Consider the following 19,222-nt stretch of genomic DNA (forward strand, 5'->3'; position numbering starts at 1 on the left):
GGCAGCGGCGGCCGGCAGCGGAGAGGATCAGGGGGTGACCAGCACGCCCGCGAAGCCGACCACCGACGCCTGGGGCATCGACGCCAGCTGGCTCGACGCCCTCGACGAGGAGCACACCGTCTCCGAGGAGACGATCGAACTGCTGCGGCAGGTGATCGGCCACCCGCCGACCGACCTGCTCGACCGGGCCCCGATCGTGGCCCGCCCCGGCGACCCGCTGGAGGTCGAGGGTGCGGAGGTGACCTGCGAGGACGGCGCGGTCCGGCGCGTCGACGGCTCGCTGCCCGAGGACTTCCCGCTCGGCTACCACCGGCTGCGCACCGCCGACGGCCGGGAGCGGCGGCTGATCGTCTCCCCCGGCCGCTGCTGGCTGCCCGAGGGCTGGCGCGGCTGGGGCTGGGCGGTGCAGCTGTACGCCACCCGCGGGCGGGACAGCTGGGGCATCGGCGACCTCGGCGACCTGCGCACCGTGCGCGAGTTCGCCCAGGCGCAGGGCGCCGGCTTCGTGCTGGTCAACCCGCTGCACGCGGTGGCCCCGACCGAGGGCCAGGAGGACAGCCCCTACCTGCCGGCCACCCGCCGGTTCCGCAACCCGGTGTACCTGCGCATCGCCGACGTGCCTGGGATCGAGGCGGTCGACGCCGAGGCCGACGCCGGCCGGGCGCTGAACGACGGCGAGTTGATCGACCGCGACGCGATCTGGGCGGTCAAGCGCCGGGTGCTGCAGCGGGTGTTCGACGCCGGGATCGACGAGGGCCCGTTCCGCGACTGGTGGTGGCACCAGGGGCAGCCGCTGATGGACTGGGCGACCTGGTGTGCGATCGCCGACGTGCACGGGCCCGACTGGCACACCTGGCCCGAGGAGCTGCGCGACCCGCGCGGCGCCGGTGCGGTCGACTTCGCCGCCGGGCACGAGCGCGAGGTCGCCTTCCACGCCTGGCTGCAGTGGCTGCTCGACGTCCAGCTGCGCGCGGCCACCGAGGGCATCACGGTGATCCAGGACCTGCCGATCGGCGTCGCCGGTGGTGGCGCCGACGCCTGGGCCTGGCAGGACGTGCTGGCCCAGGGGGTCAGCGTCGGCGCCCCGCCGGACGCCTTCAACAGCCAGGGCCAGGACTGGGGCTCCCCGCCGCTGGTGCCCTGGCGCCTGCAGGCCGCCGACTACGAGCCGTTCATCCAGTCGATCCGGGCCACCATGGCCGGCGCCGGTGGCCTGCGGGTCGACCACGTGATGGGGCTGTTCCGGCTGTGGTGGGTGCCGCAGTCGGGGCCCGGGGCCAGTGGTGGGGCCGCGGACGGCGCGTACGTCCGCTACCCCTACGAGGACATGCTCGACATCGTCGCGCTGGAGAGCCACCGCGCCCAGGCGATCGTCGTCGGCGAGGACCTCGGCACCGTCGAGGAGGGCGTGCGGGAGGCGATGGCCGAGCACGGCATCCTGTCCTACCGCCTGCTGTGGTTCGAGGAGGACGAGCCGGCGCAGTGGCCGGCCGAGGCGATGGCCGCGATCAGCACCCACGACCTGCCCACGGTGGCCGGGTTGTGGACCGGGTCGGACCTCGCCGAGCAGCGCGAGCACGGGGTCGGCACCGACGAGGAGCTGGAGCGCGGCCGGGCCTCCCTGCTGGCGCGGCTGACGTCGGTCCCGGCCGATGCCACGCCCGTCGAGGCGGTCGAGGCCGCCCACCGGCGGCTGGCGACGGCGCCGTCCACACTGCTGTCGGCGACGCTGGACGACGCGCTGGCCGTGGAACGCCGACCGAACATGCCCGGCACCACCGACCGGCCCAACTGGTGCCTCCCGCTGCCGGTGCCCACCGAGGAGCTCGCCGGCCACCCGGGCGTGCAGGCCGTGGCCGGGATCCTCGCCGAGGGGCTGCGGCCGGCGCCTGCCGAGCCCGAGCGGCCCCGCAGGACGACGAAGAAGGCCACGCGCGCGAGGAAGAAGAAGAGCTGACGCCGAGCCGGGCCGGGCACCCTGCCCGGCCCGGCTCGGCGGCCGCACGCGTCAGCTGCGGACGAACTCCAGCAGGTCGGCGTTGATCGTCTCGGCCTGGGTGGGGGCAGCACGCTAGGGACGACGACGTCGCCGGACTGTGTTGTCGCTGCCCGGTGCTGTTGTCGCTGCCCGGTGCTGGCCCCTGCCTGCCGCTCGCCCACCCGGCCTGTCCGCGCCGGGGCCCGACCCGGAGGCAGTCCCCGGGAAGTGGGGGGGGGGCGCCCCCCCCCGGGGCCGGGCCCCAGGGTTGGGCGGCCCCGCCCGCCCCGCCCCCCCCCCCCCCCCCCCCCCCCCCCCCCCCCCCCCCCCCCCCCCCCCCCCCCCCCCCCCCCCCCCCCCCCCCCCCCCCCCCCCCCCCCCCCCCCCCCCCCCCCCACGACTGTTCGCCGCCCCGTCCCCGGTACGAGCTCTTCGTGCTGTGCCCACCCTCGGTGGGCGGAGCACGACTGTGCGCGGGTGACCGGTCCGGCCGCGGCTGCACCACTTCCCGGTGACCTCACGATGGCGCACGATGACGGTGCCCGCGGCAGCGTCGCCGACCACCCGCACGGGGAGGCGCGATGGTCACGCTCCTGGACAGCCGGCAGCTGACCGGCGCCGACCGCCGGCCGGCCGCCGTGGTCGAGCGCCTGCAGGCGGGGATGACCTCCCGGGTGGAGCTGCACGACGCCGACGCGCCGCTGGCGGCCCGGCTGGACGCCTGGGAGCCGGGTGGGCTGACCGTCACCCGGGCCGCCCTCACCGGCGCGCTCTCACTGGGGCACCGCCGGTCGCGACGCGGGGACGACCGACCGCCGGTGGTGTCCCTCCACGTGCAGGAGAGCGGGAACGCTCGTCACGGGCAGGCAGACCTCCTCCGCCGCGTGGCGCCCGGGGCGTTCACCGCCGCCGACCTCACGGCGCCCTAGACCTTCGACTGGGAGGGGCGTCACTGCACCGGCCGCGCCCTGCACGTGCCGCTGAGCCGGCTGGCCCTGTCAGCCGACGTCGTCCGTCGGGCGGTCCCCCGCCTGGCGGCCAGCCCGCTGCACGACCTGGTGCGCGAGCACGTCACCCGGGCCACCCGGGACGCCCAACGCCTCTCCCACGACCCGCAGGCGGCTGCGGTGGCGACCGCCACCGTGGAGCTCGCCCGGGCGTTGCTCGCCTCGGCCGCAGGTGCCGACCAGCCCGGGTCACCGACCGACGAGGTGCAGTCGAGGAACGTCCGGTCCTGGGTGCTCCGGCACCTCGCAGACCCGGAGCTGGGACCGGGGACGGTGGCGGCCGCCCACACGATGTCGGTTCGGCAGCTCCACCGCCTGTGTTCGGCGGGCGGCTTCAAGGGGGTTCGGCGACCCGTCGCACTCCAGCCGCCGGTTCCGCGCCCGCCTCGGCATGAGCCCGCGGGAGTGGCGGCGGGTGTCGGCCGGCGGCGACGCCCGTCCGCGGGGCGGCGCCGGCAGCCCGGTCCAGGGATCCTGCGGGTCACCGCGGCGCGGCACCTGACACGCACGCCGGCGCTCCGGTCGAACGTGCGTTCGACGACGTGAGAGCATCGTCAGGTGGCTGGGGGCATGCACCGAGGGCGGCAGGGCGTCGGTTCCCTGGCCGACCGCGCCGCCCGCTCGGGCGTCACTGCGCCCTCACCTCCACCACCTCCGGCCACCGCCCCGCCACCGACGGCAGCCGATGCCCGCCGGCCGGGCGGGCAGGGGCACGGGCGGCACTGCTGGGTGCACGACCCGCCCGATGCGCCGGGCACCTGGCCGGGCCTGCTGGTCGAGTGGCGGCAGCGCGAGGACGGCTGGCACGGCCGGGTCGCCTACACCGTCGCCGGTGAGCACGGTCCGGTGCTGGTGGAGGCCTGGCTCCCCGCCGAGCAGCTGAAGCGCGGCTGATGCCCGCCCGGGCCGCCCCGGCCCCACCGGTCCGGTTTGCGGCCCGGGTCCCGCGGGATACCCCACTCCCCGACGGTCCGGACCAGCCGGACGCAGGAGAGCGGAGGACGAGGATGACCAGCCCCAGCGACGAGCCGACGCTCGACGACGTGATGGAGACCACCGAGCCGGCCCCGCGGGACCGCAGCGAGCACGCCAAGGACCCGCACCTGTCCGACGAGGCGATGGAGCACCGCACCGAGCTGGAGCGCCAGGCGGTCGGCTCCGACGACGCCGACCCCGCCGGCGCGTACGAGCACAACGCCACCGAGTGAGGCCCTGACTCCCCCGGGGGCTGACCCCGGGCCACCGGTCCCGGGGTCAGCCCCCGCCCAGGGGGCGGGTCCGGCCCAGCGCCAGGCTCAGCGTCAGCGCCACGAGGGTGCAGCCGCCGGCCAGCAGCGCCACCGGTGGCCAGCCGCCGTCCTGCCAGGCCCGCCCGGCGAGGGTGCCGCCCACCGATGAGCCGACGTAGTACCAGAACGCGTACAGCGAGGCCGCCTGCCCGACCGGTCGGCCGCCGCGCTGGGCACGCGCCGCGACCCAGCCGCTGGCCACGCCGTGCGCGGCGAAGAAGCCGGTGGTCAGCACGCACACCCCCAGCACGACGCACCACAGCGGCGTCGGGACGGTGAGCGCGATGCCCGCCCCCATGACCGCCACGGCCCCCGGCACCACCACCCGCCGTCCGTGCCGGTCGGCGAGCCAGCCGGCCACCGGCGAGCTGGCCGAGCCGAGCAGGTAGGCGAGGAACACCAGGCCGGTGATCGCCGGGGACAGCGAGTACGGCGCCGACTCCAGCCGGAAGGTGCCGGCGTTGTAGACGGCGACGAAGCCGCCCATCAGCAGCGCCGCCACCCCGTAGAGCGCCAGCAGTGCCGGGTCGGTGAACGCCGCGGTGAGCTGCCGGCTCAGCGGACCCTCCCGGGCCAGCGGGACGAAGCGCCGGGACGGGGGCAGCAGCAGCCGGACGGCGACCGCGCACCCCACCGCCAGCACGGCGACGCCCGCCAGCGCCGCCCGCCAGCCGCCGAGCTCGGTGAGCAGGCCGGTGAGCAGCCGGCCGGAGAGCCCGCCGATCGCGGTCCCGCTGACGTAGAGCCCGATCGCCCGGCCGCTGACCGAGGTGTGCAGCTCCTCCCGCAGGTAGGCGACGGCGACGGCGGGCAGCCCCGCGAGGGCGAAGCCCTGCAGGCCGCGCAGCACCAGCAGCACCCACCAGGCCGGTGCGAACACGGTGAGCACCGAGAGCACGGCCGTGGCGGTCAGGCAGGCGTGCAGCACCGGGGTCCGCCCACGCCGGTCGGAGACGGGCCCGAGCACCAGCAGCCCCACCGCCAGCGCCCCGGTGCTGACCGAGATCGCCAAGGTCGAGGCGGCCGGGGAGACCCCGAGGGCACGGGTGAGCTCCGGCAGCAGTGTCTGCGGCGCGTACAGGGTGGCGAAGACCGCGAGGCCGGCCAGGAAGACCGCGGCGGCGGCGCGGCGGAAGCCCGGCTCACCGACCCGGTGGCCCGCCCACTGCTCCCCCGCTGCCGTCATGGTGCCGAGCCTGCCGCTGTGAGCGGGGGCACCGCGTGCCGGGTCAGCCGGCCCGCTCGGCCACCAGTTCGTCCACGAGGTCGTCCAGCGCCGCCCGGGCCACCTCGGCGTCGTCGAAGCGCACCGGGTCACCGTCGTCGGTCATCGTCGTCTCGTGCCCTCGGCCGACGATCAGCACCACGTCGGCCCGCCCGGCGGCCTGCACGGCGGCGGCGATCGCCTCCCCGCGGTCCAGCACGGTCCGCACCACGGCGGCCCCGCCGAGGAGGCCGACCCGGAGCTCGTCGACGATCGCCTGCGGCCGCTCGCCGTGGCTGCCCTCGTTGGTCAGCCACACCTCGTCGGCTGCCCGCGCCGCGACGCCGAGCCCCTGCCGCTTGTACCGGTCCCGGCGACCACGGGCGCCGAGCACCAGGTGCACCCGGCCGCCGGGGCCGCTCAGCCCGCGGGCGGTCCGCAGCGCGGCGGCCAGCGCCCCGGGCGTGTGCGCGTAGTCCACGACGACCAGCGGCCCCGCTGCTCCGCGCAGCAGCGTGTTGCGCCCGGCGGGCGGCGCGGTGCCGGCGATCCCGGCGGCGACCGTCTCGGGGTCCAGCCCCAGGGAACGGCCGGTCGCCCAGGCCGCGGCGATGTTCCCGACGTGCACCTGGCCGACCAGCGGCGAGCGCACCCGGTGCGGACCGCCGTCGTCGGCGACCAGCAGCGCGGTGCCCGCGGGCCCGGTCCGCCACCGCAGCACCCGGACGTCGGCGGGCACCTCCGCGGTGGTCGCCACGCGGGTCACCGGCACCTCGGTCTGGTCGGCCAGCCGCCGTCCCCACGGGTCGTCGACGACCACGACGGCGCTGTCGGCGCGCTCCGGGCGGAACAGCAGCGCCTTGCTGGCCCAGTACTGCTCGAGGGTGCCGTGGTGGTCGAGGTGGTCCTCCTCGAAGCCGGTGAAGACGGCGACCTGCACGTGCACGCTGTCGACCCGGCCGACGTCCAGCGCGATCGAGGACGCCTCGACCACGGCGCTCGTGGCGCCCTCGTCGCGCATCCAGCGCAGCAGCGCGTGCAGCTCCGGCGCCTCCGGCGTGGTCAGCCGGGTGCTGCGCTGCTCGGTGCCGACCCGCGCACCCAGGGTGGTGACGACGCCGGCGCACTCCCCGGCTGCGCCCAGCACCCCGCGCACCAGGGTGCTCGTCGTCGTCTTGCCGTTGCTGCCGGTGACCCCGACCAGCCGGAGCTCGTCGGCCGGGTCGCCGGCCAGCAGGGCACCCAGCGGGCCGAGCAGCGGGCGCACCGCGGGCACCACCAGCTGGGGCAGGTCCACCGGGACCGGGTGGTCGACGAGCAGGGCCGCGGCGCCGGCGTCCCGGACCGCGCCCGCGAACCGGTGACCGTCGGTGCGGCCGCCGCGGACGCAGGCGAAGAGCGCGCCCGGGGTGACGGCCCGGGAGTCGGTCACCAGTCCGCGCAGCGGCAGGTCGTCGCGGCCACCCTCGCGGCGCACCGATCCAGCGGTCAGGCCGCTCGCGCGGTGTCCGACGGCGGACCAGGGGACCACGGGGAGCGGCACGCCCCGAACGCTAAGCGGAACCCGCCGGTCCGGCAGTTCGAGCTCGGATGGCCCACCACCGACCGGACTCGGACGGTGCCGTACCGCCACGCCTGGTTGGCTCGCCGGGTGCCCTCCGCCGCACCTCACCTCGTCCCCTCCGACATCGGCGCCTGGCTGCTCAAGAGCAGCCATCCGGCCGACGCCGTCGCCCCCGGCTGGGCACCGGGTGGGGCGGTGACCGTCGACCGGTGCGTGCGCCGGTCCTACCGGCTGGCCCTGCTGCGTCCCGGACAGCCGTGCGTGCTGTGGGTCAGCGGCCGGGACCGGCCGGGCGTGCACGCGCTGGGCTCGATCGCCGCCACCCCGGAGGAGGACCCGGAGCGCGGGCCCGTCGTCCGGGTGCACTGGCGGCGGCTGACCGAGCCGGTGGGCCGGGCCGAGCTGCTCGCCGACGGCGCCTTCGCCACCGCCGAGGTCGTGCGGATGCCGGCCGGGAGCAACCCGTCCTGGCTGTCGGCCGGCCAGTACGCCGCCCTGCTGGCCCGGGTCGAGCCTGGCGACCGGCCGGCCTGAGGAGGTCAGTCGCAGCAGGAGCAGCCGTCGCCGGCGTCGGCCGGCGTGACGAGCGCGGGGCCGCAGCAGGCGTCCCCCCGCCAGGCCTCTCGCCCCTCGTGCACCGCGACGGCCGCGATCACCAACGCCGCCAGCGGATCGGCCCACCACCAACCCAGCGTGCTGTTGAGCAGCAGCCCGGCCAGCAGCACCGCGGACAGGTAGGTGCACAGCAGGGTCTGGCGGGAGTCGGCCACCGCCGAAGCCGAGCCCAGCGCCCGCCCGGTGCGCCGCTGCGCGAGGGCGAGCAGTGGCATCACCGCCAGGCTGAGCGCGGCCAGCACCAGCCCGACCGTCGAGTGGCGTGGCTCGGCGCCGCCCAGGAGCAGTCGCAGCGCCTCAGCGGTGACCACGGCGGCCAGCGCGAAGAACGCGACCGCGATGATCCGCAGCGCCACCCTTTCCCGCGCCTCGGGGTCCCGGCCGGCGAACTGCCAGGCCACCGCCGCCGCCGAGGAGACCTCGACGACCGAGTCCAGGCCGAAGCCGATCAGCGCGGCACTGGACGCCCCGATGCCGGCGCTGATCGCCACCACCGCCTCGACCACGTTCCAGCTGATCGTTGCGGCGACCAGCAGCCGCACCCGGCGGACCAGCACCGCCCGGTCCGCAGCGACGGCGCTCACCGGCCGACCTCCTCGGGAGCGCCGGCCTCCTGGGGCACCCCGACCAGCGCGGTCAGCAACGCCGTGCCGGCCGGGGTGAGCCGGTACATCGCCAGCTTGCCGTCCCGCCGGGCGTCGGCGAGGCCGGCGGCCCGCAGCCGGCGCAGGTGGTGGGACACCAGGTTCTGCGCCAGCTCGGTGACCCAGGCCAGGTCGCAGACGCACAGCTCGCCGCCGGCCGCCAGCGCCGCGGCCACCCGCAGGCGCGTCGGGTCGGCCAGCGCCTTCGCCCGTTCCGCGGCCGACGTCGAGCGGTCGGCGGGAAGCAGGCGGGCGCGCACCTCCTCGGCGTGCGGCAGGTCCAGGCACAGCAGGTCGCAGGCGTCGTCCACAGGGGTCCCCTCATCGTCCGAACATCTCAACGGATGTAAGGATGACATGACCGGACCGTGGTGCACCACGCACAGGCCGGGCTGGGACCATGGCTTCCCGTGACGGACAGTCGGTACCGCTGGGGCGGGGTGGCCTGGGTGCTCACCCTGCAGTTCTTCGCCGTCGAGGCGATCGCCGCCGCCCGGTACGGCGGCTACTCCTACTCCCGGGACGTGATCAGCGACCTGGGCGCCGGCGACTCCCCCGCCCGGCTGCTGATGAACGGCTCCTTCGTGCTGCAGGGCCTGCTGATCACCGCCGGCGCCCTGCTCCTGGGCCCCGGCCTCGCCGGGCTCGGCGGCCGGCTGGCCCGGGTGCTGCTCACCGTCGCCGGCCTGGGCGTGCTGCTCGTCGGGCTCTTCCCCGCCGACTCGGTGGCAGCGGTGCACGAGGTCGCGGCAGCAGCCCACTTCCTGGGCGGCGGGATCGGCCTCATCGCCCTGGCCTACGGCGTGCGCCCCAGGTCCGAGACACTGGGCACGACCCTGGCGGTCCTGGGCCTGATCGGCGTCATCGGCACGATCTTCTTCGGCGCCGCGGTCTTCCTCTTCCTCGGCGAGGGCGGGATGGAGCGGGTCGCGGCCTACGTGATCCCGATCGGGCTCACCGTCGCCGGGATCGCGCTGTGGCGGCAGAAGGACGGCTGGTGGCGGCTCACCAACCCCGACGGCTCGCCGTCGCGCCGGCAGCTGCGGGAGGACGCGCGGCTGGCGCGCGCCCAGCGGGCGGCCGAGCGGGACGCCGCCCTGGAGGCGGCGGCCCAGCGGGGCCCCCAGCCGTCCACGACCCGGTCCTCCACGGCCCAGCAGGCCCCGACCCAGCCGCCCGCGACGGCGACCGGTGCGACCGCCGCCGGGCCGGCCGACGACGAGCCTGACGACTTCGACCCCGAGGACCCCTGGGCACCCCGCCGCTGACCCACGTCAGCGGGGGGCCGCCCCGGGCTCAGCCGCAGCCGGGGCGGAGCCGGTAGAGCGAGGCGTCGTCGGCGCCCGCCACGAGGTCTGCGTACTCGGCCAGGGCGGGGCTCCACGCCTCCCGGTGGTCGACGTACAGCCACTCGACGCCCTCGCCCCGCAGCACCTCGCAGTCCTGCGGGTTCGGGGCGGCGATGAAGCCGTCGTTGGCGCGGAGCAGCTCGGGATCCCAGTAGGGCGCGTTGTCGTTCCCCGACGTCGTCCACGTGTAGTCGTAGGACCAGCCCTCGACCAGGACCCGACGCTCGGCGAAGGCGGCGACGGTGAACCACCGCGGGTCACAGCCCGCCGCGACGTCCCCGCCGAGGCAGTGCTTGTTGGTCGCCACCAGGTCGTCGAGATCGGACCGTTCCCGCAGCTCGGCCAGCACCGCCAACTGCCCGTCGCTGACCGTGCCGCCCGTCGCGGCGGGCAGGACCATGATCGACGGGTGGAGCACCTCGGGCAACGCCCAGGGCTGCAGCGCGACCACCAGCACCGGCAGCGCGCCCACGAGCCCGCGGAGCACGCCGTGCCGGCGGGCCAGGACGAGGCCCACGGCGACCAACACCACCAGGACCAGCAGAGCGCCCGCCCCGGCGCGCACCGGCCACGGCGACACGGGGAGGAACTCCGGCGGCTGGAACACCAGCTGGGTGGCGACGACGGCGGCGGCCGCCGGGAGCAGCACCAGCGCCCCGAGGGCGCGCACCGCGCCCGCGAGCAGGACGGCCAGCCCCACCACCAGGAACGGCCAGCAGGCGTGGAAGAAGTAGAGCTGGGAGAACGCCGGGTGGCCGAACAGCGAGAGGCCCGCCACTCCGGCGATCGCCCCGCCGATCAGCACCGGCCGAGCCACGGCGGCCTGCGGGATCCCCCGGCCGATCAGCAGCAGCGAGGCGGTCATCAGCAGCATGACGGCGATGGCGGCCAGCTGCAGGTCCATCGCACCGTGCGTCCCGGCGGACCGCTCCGGGAGGAACGTCAGCGGGTCGAGGCGGAAGCTCCCGGATGAGCGGGTCACGCCGAAGGTGGCGGCGACGATCGCGACCCCGATCGCCGCTGCCGAACAGGTGAGCAGCCACCGCCGGTCACGGAAGCGCAGCCCGGAGAGCCAGGCCAGGCCGGCGGCCCCGAGGATCGGCACGACGGCGCCGCCCCGGCCACCGGCGGCGGCGAAGGTGAGCACGAACAGCAGCAGGACCGAGGCCGCCTGGGCCGTACGGCGTCCGGGGCCACCCCGCGCCTGGGTCACCAGCAGGACGATCACGGCGAGGACGAGGGCGTTGGTGGAGTCACGGTTGATCAGCACCCAGCCAGGCGTCTGCTGCACCTGTTCGATCGAGGCGAACACCGGGCCGCGCATGACCGCGAACAGCAGCGGCGCCAGCGCGGCGGCCAGCCGGCTGCGGCTCACCACCCAGGCAGCCCCGGCCAGCCCCACGGGCACCAGGACGGCCATCAGCGTCGGCCCGATGGCGAGCACGAGCTGGGCCGCGGTCGCGCCGGTCAGGTTGCCCAGGAAGGCGAGGGTGCCGAAGAAGAGCCAGGAGTACCCGATCGGGACGTCGGGGATCCACGGGTAGACCTCGGGCGCCCGGTCGAGCCCCTCGGCGGTGAGCGCGATGTGCCAGCTCACGTCGACGTAGTACTGACGGAAGGCCACGTCACCCGCCGTGGCGCCGATGCGCTCGGCCAGGGTGGGGGCCGCGATCAGCCAGGCCCCGGCCACCCCCCAGAGGACGGGCCCGTACCGCCGGGCACGCGCCACCCAGTGACCCGGTGCCGCGTCGAGCCGCCAGCCGGCCCGGGCCGCGGGCAGCAACCAGACCAGGGCGGGCAGGGCCACCACCAGCCACCGGAAGGCGAACCAGTCGACCAGGCCGGACATCCACACGCCGATCCCGGCCACCGCCAGGCCGGTGACCGCTCCGAGGAGCAGCCGGACCAGGACGCCGGCCCGGGGCAGGGCGACGGCGGCGATGCCGCTGTGCACGGCCGTGAGGACGGCCACGGCGGCCGCCGCACGGAGGGTCGTGACCCAGCCCACCTCCTCACCGAGCAGCGAGAGGAGCACGCCGAGGGCCAGCGCGGCAGCCACCGCGCCGAGCAGCCCGGACGCGGCACGGGGGCGCCCGGCTGGCTGCCCGCTGCGGGCTGAGCTCCCGGACGGCGCCCGCTTCGGGGACGTGTCCGGCACGACGGGAGGGCGACCGGCGGCCAGGCCGACCGCGGCCCACTCCTGGGTGTTCGTCGGGTTGCTGTACGAGATCACGCACGTCCTCGAGGCGGGCCGGGGTCGGCCGGCCGGGGCATGATGGATGGCGCCGACAGCACTGCCGACCCGAGGGCGATGCTAGACACGAACGGTCGTCCCGGGAGGCTGGACACGGAGCGCCGCACGAGCAGCGCACCCCGCTGGTCACACCCGTCGCACGCCGCCCCACCACTCCCAGGTACCGACCGACCCGAGCGGCCTCCGCCGCACCCGGACCTCGTCAGCGACAGCAGGCGTCGGCGCCCTCGGGGGTCAGCGCGGCCAGCGTGGCCAGGGCCTTGACCGGGCCGGCGAGGGCCTCGCAGCAGAGCGCGTAGACGTTGCTGCGGCCCTTCGGCGTAATCGTGACCAGCCCCTGCTCGCGCAGCGGCGCCAGGTGGTGGCTGACCAGCGTCTGGCTCATCCCGGTCGCGTCGGTCAGCTCCCGGACGGTGCGCGAGCCCTCGGCGAGCAGCAGCAGCAGGTGCAGCCGGTTGGGGTCGCCAAGCGCCTTCAGCTGCGGCGCGAGCAGCCGGGCGCGGTCGGCGGGAGAGGTCAGCTCGTCGACGTCGAGGAGGCGCACGTCCAGGTCCTGCGGCATGCCCGCGAGTGTGCCACATCGGCGTTGCTGTCAACAGTGTTCGCTGTTAATGTGCCTCGAGGTTGGGCATCGATCGACGAGCGAGGACGGACGCACAGATGAGCGCGTACACCACCGACGACCTGCCGGTCGTGGTCATCGGCGCCGGGCCCGTGGGCCTGGCAGCCGCCGCACACCTGCTGGAGCGGGGCCTGGAGCCGCTGGTGCTCGAGGCCGGCAACCAGGTGGGCGCCGCGGTGCGCGCCTGGGGGCACGTCCGGCTGTTCTCCCCGTGGGAGTACGACGTCGACGCCGCCGCCGTCCGGCTGCTCGAGCCGACCGGCTGGGAGTCCCCCGACCGCGCCGAGCTGCCGACCGGCGCCGAGCTGGTCGAGCGCTACCTGGCCCCGCTGGCCGCCACCCCGCAGCTGGCCGGCCGGATCCGCACCGGCGCCCGGGCGGTCGCGGTGAGCCGGGTCGGGGTGGACAAGACGCGCACCGTCGGCCGGGAGGGCCGGGCGTACCTCGTGCGGGTCGTCGCGGACGGGCAGGTCCAGGACCTGACCGCGCGGGCCGTCATCGACGCCTCGGGCACCTGGGGTCAGCCCAACCCGCTGGGCGCCGCCGGCCTGCCGGCGGTCGGCGAGGAGCAGGCCGGCGACTGGCTGGTCGGCCCGCTGCCCGACGTGCTGGGCACCGACCGGCCCCGGTTCGCCGGCAAGCACACCCTGGTGGTCGGCATGGGCCACTCCGCGGCCAACACTCTGCTGGCCCTGGTGGAGCTGCAGCGCAGCGAGCCCGGCACCCGGATCAGCTGGGCCATCCGCGGCCGCTCCCCCGCCCGGCTGTACGGCGGCGGCGACGCCGACGGCCTGCCGGCCCGCGGCCTGCTGGGGTCGACACTGAAGGCCGCTGTCCAGGCCGGCCACGTCGAGCTGCACCGCGAGGTCACGCTGACCGGCCTGGCCCCCGCCGGCGACGGCCGGCTCCGGGTGACCGGCACCGGCCGGGACGGTGCCCCGGTCGACCTGCAGGTCGACACGCTGGCCGCCGCCACCGGCTTCCGCCCCGACCTGGATCTGCTGCGCGAGGTCCGCCTGTCGCTGGACCCGGCCGTGGAGGCACCGGCCCGGCTGGCGCCGCTGATCGACCCGAACTTCCACTCCTGCGGCACGGTGCCCCCGCACGGGCACCGCGACCTCGCGCACCCCGACGAGGGCTTCTACCTGGTGGGCATGAAGTCCTACGGCCGTGCGCCGACGTTCCTGCTGGCCACCGGCTACGAGCAGGTGCGCTCGGTCGCCGCCGCGCTGGCCGGCGACACCGAGGTCGCCGACGCCGTGCAGCTCCACCTGCCCGCCACGGGGGTGTGCAGCACCGACCTGGGCGCCCGGGAGGCCGGCGAGACCGCCGGCGCCGGCTTCGCCACCGGCAGCGCGCACGGGTGGTCGGCGGAGGAGCCGGAGCCGGCGAGCTGCTGCGGTCCGGCTCCGCAGCCGGTGAGCATCGGGGCCTCCGCCTCGGACGCCTGACCGGCCGGCAGGTGGGGCGGCTCCTGGCAGGCTGTCCGCCGTGACGGTCACCCGCTCCCTGCTGCTGTTCCTGCTGGCCGCGGTCGCCGAGATCGGTGGGGCGTGGCTGGTCTGGCAGGGGGTGCGCGAGCACCGCGGCTGGCTGTGGATCGGGGCCGGGGTGCTCGCGCTGGGCGCCTACGGGTTCGTCGCGACCCTGCAGCCCGACGCGAACTTCGGCCGGATCCTGGCCGCCTACGGCGGGGTGTTCGTCGCGGGCAGCCTGGCCTGGGGCATGGTCGTCGACGGCTTCCGGCCCGACCGCTACGACGTCCTCGGTGCGCTCGTCTGCCTGGTCGGCGTCGCCCTCATCATGTACGCCCCACGGGCGGGGTGACCGCGGCCCGGCGCACTCACCGCCCGGTGGGCACCCCGAGCTCGCCGGCCAGGACGCGCACCCGCGCGGCGATGTCGTCGCGGACCAGGCGCATCCGGGCCATCCCCTCGATGCCGCGCTCGGACGGCTCGTCGGTGTCCCAGGTCTCGACCCGGGTCCCCTCCACCGGCTCCACCCGGGCCTCCCGGCCGAGGACGACCACCACGTCGGCGTCCCGCACCAGCTGCTCCGTGATGGGTTTCGGCACCTGGTCGGAGATGTCGATGCCCAGCTCGGCCAGCGACCGGGCGGCCTGCTCGTTGACCGCCTCTCCCGGAGCGGTCCCGGCGGAGTGCACCTCCACGGCGTCCCCGGCCAGGTCGGTCATCAGGCCGGCAGCCAGCTGGGACTTCCCGGCGTTGTGCACGCAGACGAACAGGACCGACGGCGTGCCGGTCACGGCGCGACCGGCACCTGGAGTTCGGTGAGCAGGCCACGGATGCGCGTCTCGATCTCGTCCCGGATCGGGCGCACGGACTCCACGCCCTTGCCCGCGGGGTCCTCCAGCGCCCAGTCCAGGTAGCGCTTGCCGGGGAAGATCGGGCAGGCGTCGCCGCAGCCCATGGTGATCACGACGTCGGAGGCCTCGACGGCGTCGGTGGTGAGCACCTTGGGTCGCTGGTCGGAGATGTCGATGCCCACCTCGGCCATCGCCGCGACGGCGGACGGGTTCACCTGGTCGCCGGGCACCGAGCCGGCGGAGCGCACCTCGACGGCGTCGCCGGCGAGGTGGCGCAGCCAGCCGGCGGCCATCTGGGAGCGCCCGGCGTTGTGCACGCAGACGAACAGGACGCTGGGACGGTCACTCACGGGGATCTCCTCGTTCAAGGGGCTCATTCGGCCAGCGCCGAGGGCAGTGGGTCGATGCGGGTCGGGCGGTGTTCCCGGCTCCACGCCTGGGCGGCCATCTGCACGGCGTCCCAGGGTGAACCCAGTGGCGGGGTGTAGGCCAGGTCCAGGTCGGCCAGACCGTCCACGGTCATCGCGGCGAACAGCGCGGTGGCGTAGACGTCGGCCCGCTTGGCGACCTCGCTGCCCAGCCGACCGACCAGCTGCGCCCCGAGCAGCCGGCCGGTGTCGGCGTCCGCGGTGACCCGGATCGTGATCGGCCGGGCGCCGGGGTAGTACGCCTTGTGGTCGTCCGGGCTGGTCTGGGTGGTCACCGGCCGGAAGCCGGCGGCGAGCGCCTCGTGCTCCAGCAGGCCGGTCCGGGCGGCGACCAGGTCGAAGACCTTGACCACCTGGGTGCCGACGATGCCGGCGAAGCGGGCGTGGCCGCCGACGGCGTTGGCGCCCGCGACCCGGCCCTGCTTGTGCGCGGTGGTGCCCAGCGGCAGCCAGGTGACGCCCAGCAGGCGGTGGTGGGTGACCACGCAGTCGCCGGCGGCCCACACGTGCGGCAGGCTGGTGGCCATCGTCTCGTCCACGACGACCGCGCCCCCGGCGCCGGTGCTCGCCCCGGCGTCGACCAGCAGCCGCACGTCGGGCCGGACGCCCGCGACGACGACCACCAGGTCGAAGGCGCGCTCCGGCCGGCCGTTGGCGGTGACGGCGATCCGGGCGTCGGCGGTGCGGGTCAGCGCCTCGACGGTGGTGCCGGTGAGCACCTCGACACCGTGGGCGGTCATCTCCGCCCGCACCAGGGCGCCCAGCTCGGCGTCGACCGTGGTGAGCACCTCCGCCGGGCGCTGGGCCACGGTGGTGGCGATGCCCCGGGCGACGAGGGCCTCGGCCAGCTCCACGCCGATGTAGCCGGCGCCCACGACGAGCGCGCTGCCCACCGATCGACCGGCCAGGCTCGCCATCAGGGCGTGCATGTCGCCGATGGTGTGCAGCAGGTGCACGCCGTCGGCCGGCCCGAGCCCGCCCGGGCCGACGCCCGCGATCGCCGGGACCGCCGGGACCGCGCCGGTGCCCACGACGACCTCGTCGTAGGGCAGCAGCTCGGCCGTGCCGTCGGGGCCGGTCACCGCGACCTGCTGCCCGGCCACGTCGATGCCGGTGGCCCGGGTGTCGACCCGGAGGGTCAGCCCGGCGGCCTCGAGGTCGGCGGCGGTGCGGTGCGCCAGCGACTGCCAGGGCTGCACCTCGCCGGAGACGTGGTACGGGATCCCGCAGATCGAGTAGTTGGGGTACGCGTCGGCGACCACCACGGTGACCTGGGCGGCCGGGTCCAGCTCGCGGGCGCGCAGGCCGGCGGAGATGCCGGCGTCGCTGCCGCCGATGACGACCAGGCGGCGGGTCATGCCCGCAGCTCGGTGCTGGTCATCAGCGGACTCCCTCGGGTGCGGTGACGGGGACGGTCGGGTCGCCGGGGAACCAGCGCCGGGCGGCCCAGAGCGAGACGTAGACCAGGCCGACCAGCACCGGCACCTCGATCAGCGGGCCGACGACGCCGGCCAGCGCCTGGCCGGAGGTGACCCCGAAGGTGCCGATCGCGACGGCGATCGCCAGCTCGAAGTTGTTGCCGGCAGCGGTGAAGGCCAGCGTCGCGGTCTTCGCGTACCCCAGCCGCAGCCGCATGCCGAGCAGGAACGAGCCCCCGAACATCAGGACGAAGTAGGCCAGCAGCGGCAGCGCGATGCGGGCGACGTCCCAGGGGTTCGAGGTGATCGCGTCGCCCTGCAGGGCGAAGAGCATGACGATGGTGAAGAGCAGGCCGTACAGGGCGACCGGGCCGATCTTCGGCAGGAACCGGCCCTCGTACCAGTCGCGCCCCTTGGCCCGCTCACCGATCGTGCGGGTGAGGAAGCCGGCCACCAGCGGGATGCCGAGGAAGACCAGCACCGACACCACGATCGCCCAGAAGCTGAACTCCGCCGACGTGGTCGCCAGCCCCAGCCAGCCGGGGAGCACCTGCAGGTAGAACCAGCCCAGGACGGCGAAGGCGAGGATCTGGAAGACCGAGTTGATCGCCACCAGCACGGCGCCGGCCTCGCGGTCGCCGCAGGACAGGTCGTTCCAGATGAGCACCATCGCGATACAGCGGGCCAGGCCGACGATCACCAGGCCGGTGCGGTACTCCGGCAGGTCGGGCAGCAGCAGCCAGGCCAGCGCGAACATCAGCGCCGGGCCGACCAGCCAGTTCAGCGCCAGCGAGGCGCCCAGCAGCTTGCGGTCGCCGGTCACCCGGTCGAGCTCGGTGTACCGGACCTTGGCCAGCACCGGGTACATCATCAGCAGCAGGCCGACGGCGATCGGCAGGCTCACCTCGCCGATCCGGACGGCGTCGAGGGCGTCGTCCAGCCCGGGCACCAGCCGGCCGAGCAGCAGCCCGGCGACCATCGCCACGATGATCCACACCGGGAGGAACCGGTCCAGCGTGGACAGGCGGGCCAGCACCGGGGTCTCGAGATCGGTGCTGGGACGCGGGTTCTCCGCGACGGTGTCGCTCATCGGGCGGGCACTCCTCCCCGCCGCGACGCGACGGATCGATGACGGTCTATCCGTGCGAGAACTCTGCACCAGGGGATCGACAGACGTCAATGCGGGCACGACACTGGCCTGGTGAACAACAGCGGAACGCCCGCGTCGCTGACCCTCGAGGTGCTGCCCTCGTCGGCCCCCGGGTGCGCGCCGGTGCCCCTGGGCGCCGGCCTCGGTGCCGCCCGCGCCGGCGAGCTGGCCCGCACGCTGAAGGCGCTGGCCGATCCCGCCCGGCTGCGCGTGCTCTCCCTGGTCGCCGCCGGGGCGGGCCGCGAGGTGTGCGTCTGCGACCTCACCGAGCCGCTGGGGCTGTCCCAGCCGACGGTCTCCCACCACCTCAAGGTGCTGGTCGACGCCGGTTTCCTGGCCCGGGACAAGCGCGGGGTGTGGGCGTACTACTCGCTCGTGCCCGGTGCGATGGACGCCGTGGTGGCCGCGCTGCCCGGCGTCGGGGTGCCCACCGCCTGAGCACCGGTCAGCCGGTGGTGGCCGTCTCCTGCGGCACCGGCACCGGCCGGCGCACCCGGCCGCGGCGTCGGGAGATGCCCACCCCGGCCAGGCACACCACACCACCGACCACCGCGAGCGCGGGCGGCACCTCGTCGAGCAGCAGCCAGCCCATCAGCACCACCAGCGGCGGCACCAGGTAGGTGGTCACGCCCAGCCGGCCGGCGTCCATCCGGGAGAGCGCGTAGGCCCAGGTGCTGAACGCGATCGCCGTCGGCACCGCACCCAGGTAGACCATCCCCGCGATCGAGGACGCCGGGGCGGTGCGCAGGTCGGTGACGAGCACGCCCGCCCACGGCAGGCAGCACACCGCGCCGATGGCGCAGGCGGTCCAGGTGACCTGCAGCCCGGGCAGCCGGCGCAGCAGCGGCTTCTGCGCCACCACCACCGGCGTAGGTGACCGCGGCGACCAGGCACAGCAGCACGCCGGTCAGGTCGGCACCGGACTCCCGGGTGGCCAGGCCGATGAGCAGCACTCCGGCGAAGGCGACGGCCAGCCCGACCATCAGCCAGCGCGGGAACCCCTCGCCGAGCAGCACCCCGGCGAGCAGCGCGATCAGCAGCGGGCCGATGTTGACCAGCATCGCCGTCGTCCCGGCGTCCAGGTGCTGCTCGGCGGCGTTGAGCGCCACGTTGTAGATGCCGAACCAGCCGACGCCGCAGACCAGCAGCAGCCGCCACTCCCCCGGCGTCGGCGCGACCCAGCCACGGCGCACCAGCAGCAGGCCGAGGACGGCGGCGCCGACCAGCAGCCGGCCCAGCGCCAGGGCGCCGGGCGAGAGGTCCTCCCCGACCGCGCGGATCCCGATGAACGCGGAGGCCCAGGCGAGCACGGTGACGGAGACGGCCAGCAGCACCAGGGGACGTCGAGGAGCGGACACGGACCCGAAGTTAGAA

The 19,222-nt window shown here is 75.9% G+C and carries 20 protein-coding genes and 1 pseudogene; 9 read left to right on the forward strand and 12 right to left on the reverse strand.

What is annotated here, in order from left to right; all coding sequences use genetic code 11:
• Positions 1–34: 34 nt before the first annotated feature.
• From malQ to ACI783_RS09135, 4 genes are all read left to right on the forward strand, one after another.
• Entirely contained in the window at positions 35–1,957 is a 1,923-nt protein-coding gene (gene malQ / locus ACI783_RS09120; RefSeq protein WP_457140150.1) for a 4-alpha-glucanotransferase, read from the forward strand.
• Positions 1,958–2,559: 602 nt separating this feature from the next.
• The gene (locus ACI783_RS09125; RefSeq protein WP_457140151.1) at positions 2,560–2,907 is read left to right on the forward strand and encodes a hypothetical protein; all 348 of its coding nucleotides are present in this window, start codon (positions 2,560–2,562) and stop codon (positions 2,905–2,907) included.
• Between the two features lie 648 nt (positions 2,908–3,555).
• Positions 3,556–3,879, forward strand: coding sequence for a hypothetical protein (locus ACI783_RS09130; RefSeq protein ID WP_457140152.1), 324 nt, complete (start codon positions 3,556–3,558; stop codon positions 3,877–3,879).
• Positions 3,880–3,992: 113 nt separating this feature from the next.
• The gene (locus tag ACI783_RS09135; RefSeq protein WP_457085194.1) at positions 3,993–4,193 is read left to right on the forward strand and encodes a hypothetical protein; all 201 of its coding nucleotides are present in this window, start codon (positions 3,993–3,995) and stop codon (positions 4,191–4,193) included.
• A 46-nt stretch (positions 4,194–4,239) separates the two neighbouring features.
• Here ACI783_RS09135 and ACI783_RS09140 read toward each other — a convergent pair whose 3' ends face one another.
• Together ACI783_RS09140 and ACI783_RS09145 are read right to left on the reverse strand one after the other, a co-directional pair.
• Positions 4,240–5,460, reverse strand: a complete 1,221-nt coding sequence (locus ACI783_RS09140; RefSeq protein WP_457140153.1) for an MFS transporter — start codon at positions 5,458–5,460, stop codon at positions 4,240–4,242.
• 43 nt (positions 5,461–5,503) lie between these two features.
• A complete protein-coding gene (locus ACI783_RS09145) occupies positions 5,504–7,021 on the reverse strand; it encodes a Mur ligase family protein (RefSeq protein WP_457140154.1) in 1,518 nt (505 codons plus the stop codon).
• 108 nt (positions 7,022–7,129) lie between these two features.
• On the opposite strand from ACI783_RS09145, the gene ACI783_RS09150 reads away from it, so the two are divergent.
• Positions 7,130–7,576, forward strand: a complete 447-nt coding sequence (locus tag ACI783_RS09150) for a hypothetical protein (RefSeq protein ID WP_457140155.1) — start codon at positions 7,130–7,132, stop codon at positions 7,574–7,576.
• 5 nt (positions 7,577–7,581) lie between these two features.
• On the opposite strand, the gene ACI783_RS09155 is transcribed toward ACI783_RS09150, so the two are convergent.
• Both ACI783_RS09155 and ACI783_RS09160 read right to left on the reverse strand, forming a co-directional pair.
• Positions 7,582–8,241 (reverse strand): cation transporter, encoded by a 660-nt coding sequence (locus tag ACI783_RS09155; protein WP_457140156.1) that lies wholly within the window; start codon positions 8,239–8,241, stop codon positions 7,582–7,584.
• Positions 8,238–8,612 carry an ArsR/SmtB family transcription factor gene (locus ACI783_RS09160; protein WP_457140157.1) on the reverse strand — a complete coding sequence of 125 codons (375 nt, stop codon included), beginning with the start codon at positions 8,610–8,612 and terminating at the stop codon, positions 8,238–8,240. Before ACI783_RS09160 ends, ACI783_RS09155 begins: the two co-directional genes overlap by 4 nt.
• A 99-nt stretch (positions 8,613–8,711) precedes the next feature.
• Here ACI783_RS09160 and ACI783_RS09165 point away from each other — a divergent pair, with 99 nt between their 5' ends.
• Positions 8,712–9,569 (forward strand): DUF998 domain-containing protein, encoded by an 858-nt coding sequence (locus ACI783_RS09165; RefSeq protein ID WP_457140158.1) that lies wholly within the window; start codon positions 8,712–8,714, stop codon positions 9,567–9,569.
• A gap of 28 nt (positions 9,570–9,597) precedes the next feature.
• Here the strand turns inward: ACI783_RS09165 and ACI783_RS09170 are convergent, their stop codons facing one another.
• Positions 9,598–11,883 (reverse strand): hypothetical protein, encoded by a 2,286-nt coding sequence (locus ACI783_RS09170; RefSeq protein ID WP_457140159.1) that lies wholly within the window; start codon positions 11,881–11,883, stop codon positions 9,598–9,600.
• 223 nt (positions 11,884–12,106) lie between these two features.
• The gene (locus ACI783_RS09175; RefSeq protein WP_457140160.1) at positions 12,107–12,466 is read right to left on the reverse strand and encodes an ArsR/SmtB family transcription factor; all 360 of its coding nucleotides are present in this window, start codon (positions 12,464–12,466) and stop codon (positions 12,107–12,109) included.
• Between the two features lie 98 nt (positions 12,467–12,564).
• Between ACI783_RS09175 and ACI783_RS09180 the strand changes: the two genes are divergently transcribed.
• Together ACI783_RS09180 and ACI783_RS09185 are read left to right on the forward strand one after the other, a co-directional pair.
• Positions 12,565–13,977 (forward strand): FAD-dependent oxidoreductase, encoded by a 1,413-nt coding sequence (locus ACI783_RS09180; protein ID WP_457140161.1) that lies wholly within the window; start codon positions 12,565–12,567, stop codon positions 13,975–13,977.
• Between the two features lie 40 nt (positions 13,978–14,017).
• Complete coding sequence (locus tag ACI783_RS09185; RefSeq protein WP_457140162.1) at positions 14,018–14,353, forward strand: YnfA family protein; 336 nt, start codon at positions 14,018–14,020, stop codon at positions 14,351–14,353.
• Between the two features lie 16 nt (positions 14,354–14,369).
• Here ACI783_RS09185 and ACI783_RS09190 read toward each other — a convergent pair whose 3' ends face one another.
• Genes ACI783_RS09190 through arsB form a run of 4 tightly spaced genes read right to left on the reverse strand, consistent with a single transcriptional unit; the run spans position 14,370 to position 17,788 of the window.
• Complete coding sequence (locus ACI783_RS09190) at positions 14,370–14,792, reverse strand: arsenate-mycothiol transferase ArsC (RefSeq protein WP_457140163.1); 423 nt, start codon at positions 14,790–14,792, stop codon at positions 14,370–14,372.
• Entirely contained in the window at positions 14,789–15,202 is a 414-nt protein-coding gene (locus tag ACI783_RS09195; RefSeq protein ID WP_457140164.1) for an arsenate reductase ArsC, read from the reverse strand. Before ACI783_RS09195 ends, ACI783_RS09190 begins: the two co-directional genes overlap by 4 nt.
• Before the next feature lie 23 nt (positions 15,203–15,225).
• Positions 15,226–16,638 (reverse strand): FAD-dependent oxidoreductase, encoded by a 1,413-nt coding sequence (locus ACI783_RS09200; protein WP_457140165.1) that lies wholly within the window; start codon positions 16,636–16,638, stop codon positions 15,226–15,228.
• A gap of 22 nt (positions 16,639–16,660) precedes the next feature.
• The gene (gene arsB / locus ACI783_RS09205) at positions 16,661–17,788 is read right to left on the reverse strand and encodes an ACR3 family arsenite efflux transporter (protein ID WP_457140166.1); all 1,128 of its coding nucleotides are present in this window, start codon (positions 17,786–17,788) and stop codon (positions 16,661–16,663) included.
• A gap of 111 nt (positions 17,789–17,899) precedes the next feature.
• Between arsB and ACI783_RS09210 the strand changes: the two genes are divergently transcribed.
• Complete coding sequence (locus ACI783_RS09210) at positions 17,900–18,286, forward strand: ArsR/SmtB family transcription factor (RefSeq protein WP_457140167.1); 387 nt, start codon at positions 17,900–17,902, stop codon at positions 18,284–18,286.
• Positions 18,287–18,293: 7 nt separating this feature from the next.
• Here ACI783_RS09210 and ACI783_RS09215 read toward each other — a convergent pair whose 3' ends face one another.
• Both ACI783_RS09215 and ACI783_RS09220 read right to left on the reverse strand, forming a co-directional pair.
• Positions 18,294–18,707 (reverse strand): DMT family transporter, encoded by a 414-nt coding sequence (locus tag ACI783_RS09215; protein ID WP_457140168.1) that lies wholly within the window; start codon positions 18,705–18,707, stop codon positions 18,294–18,296.
• A gap of 139 nt (positions 18,708–18,846) precedes the next feature.
• A pseudogene (locus ACI783_RS09220) lies at positions 18,847–19,206 on the reverse strand (EamA family transporter); the annotation flags it as partial.
• Positions 19,207–19,222 lie beyond the last annotated feature (16 nt).

The sequence above is a fragment of the Modestobacter sp. SYSU DS0511 genome (assembly GCF_054050755.1).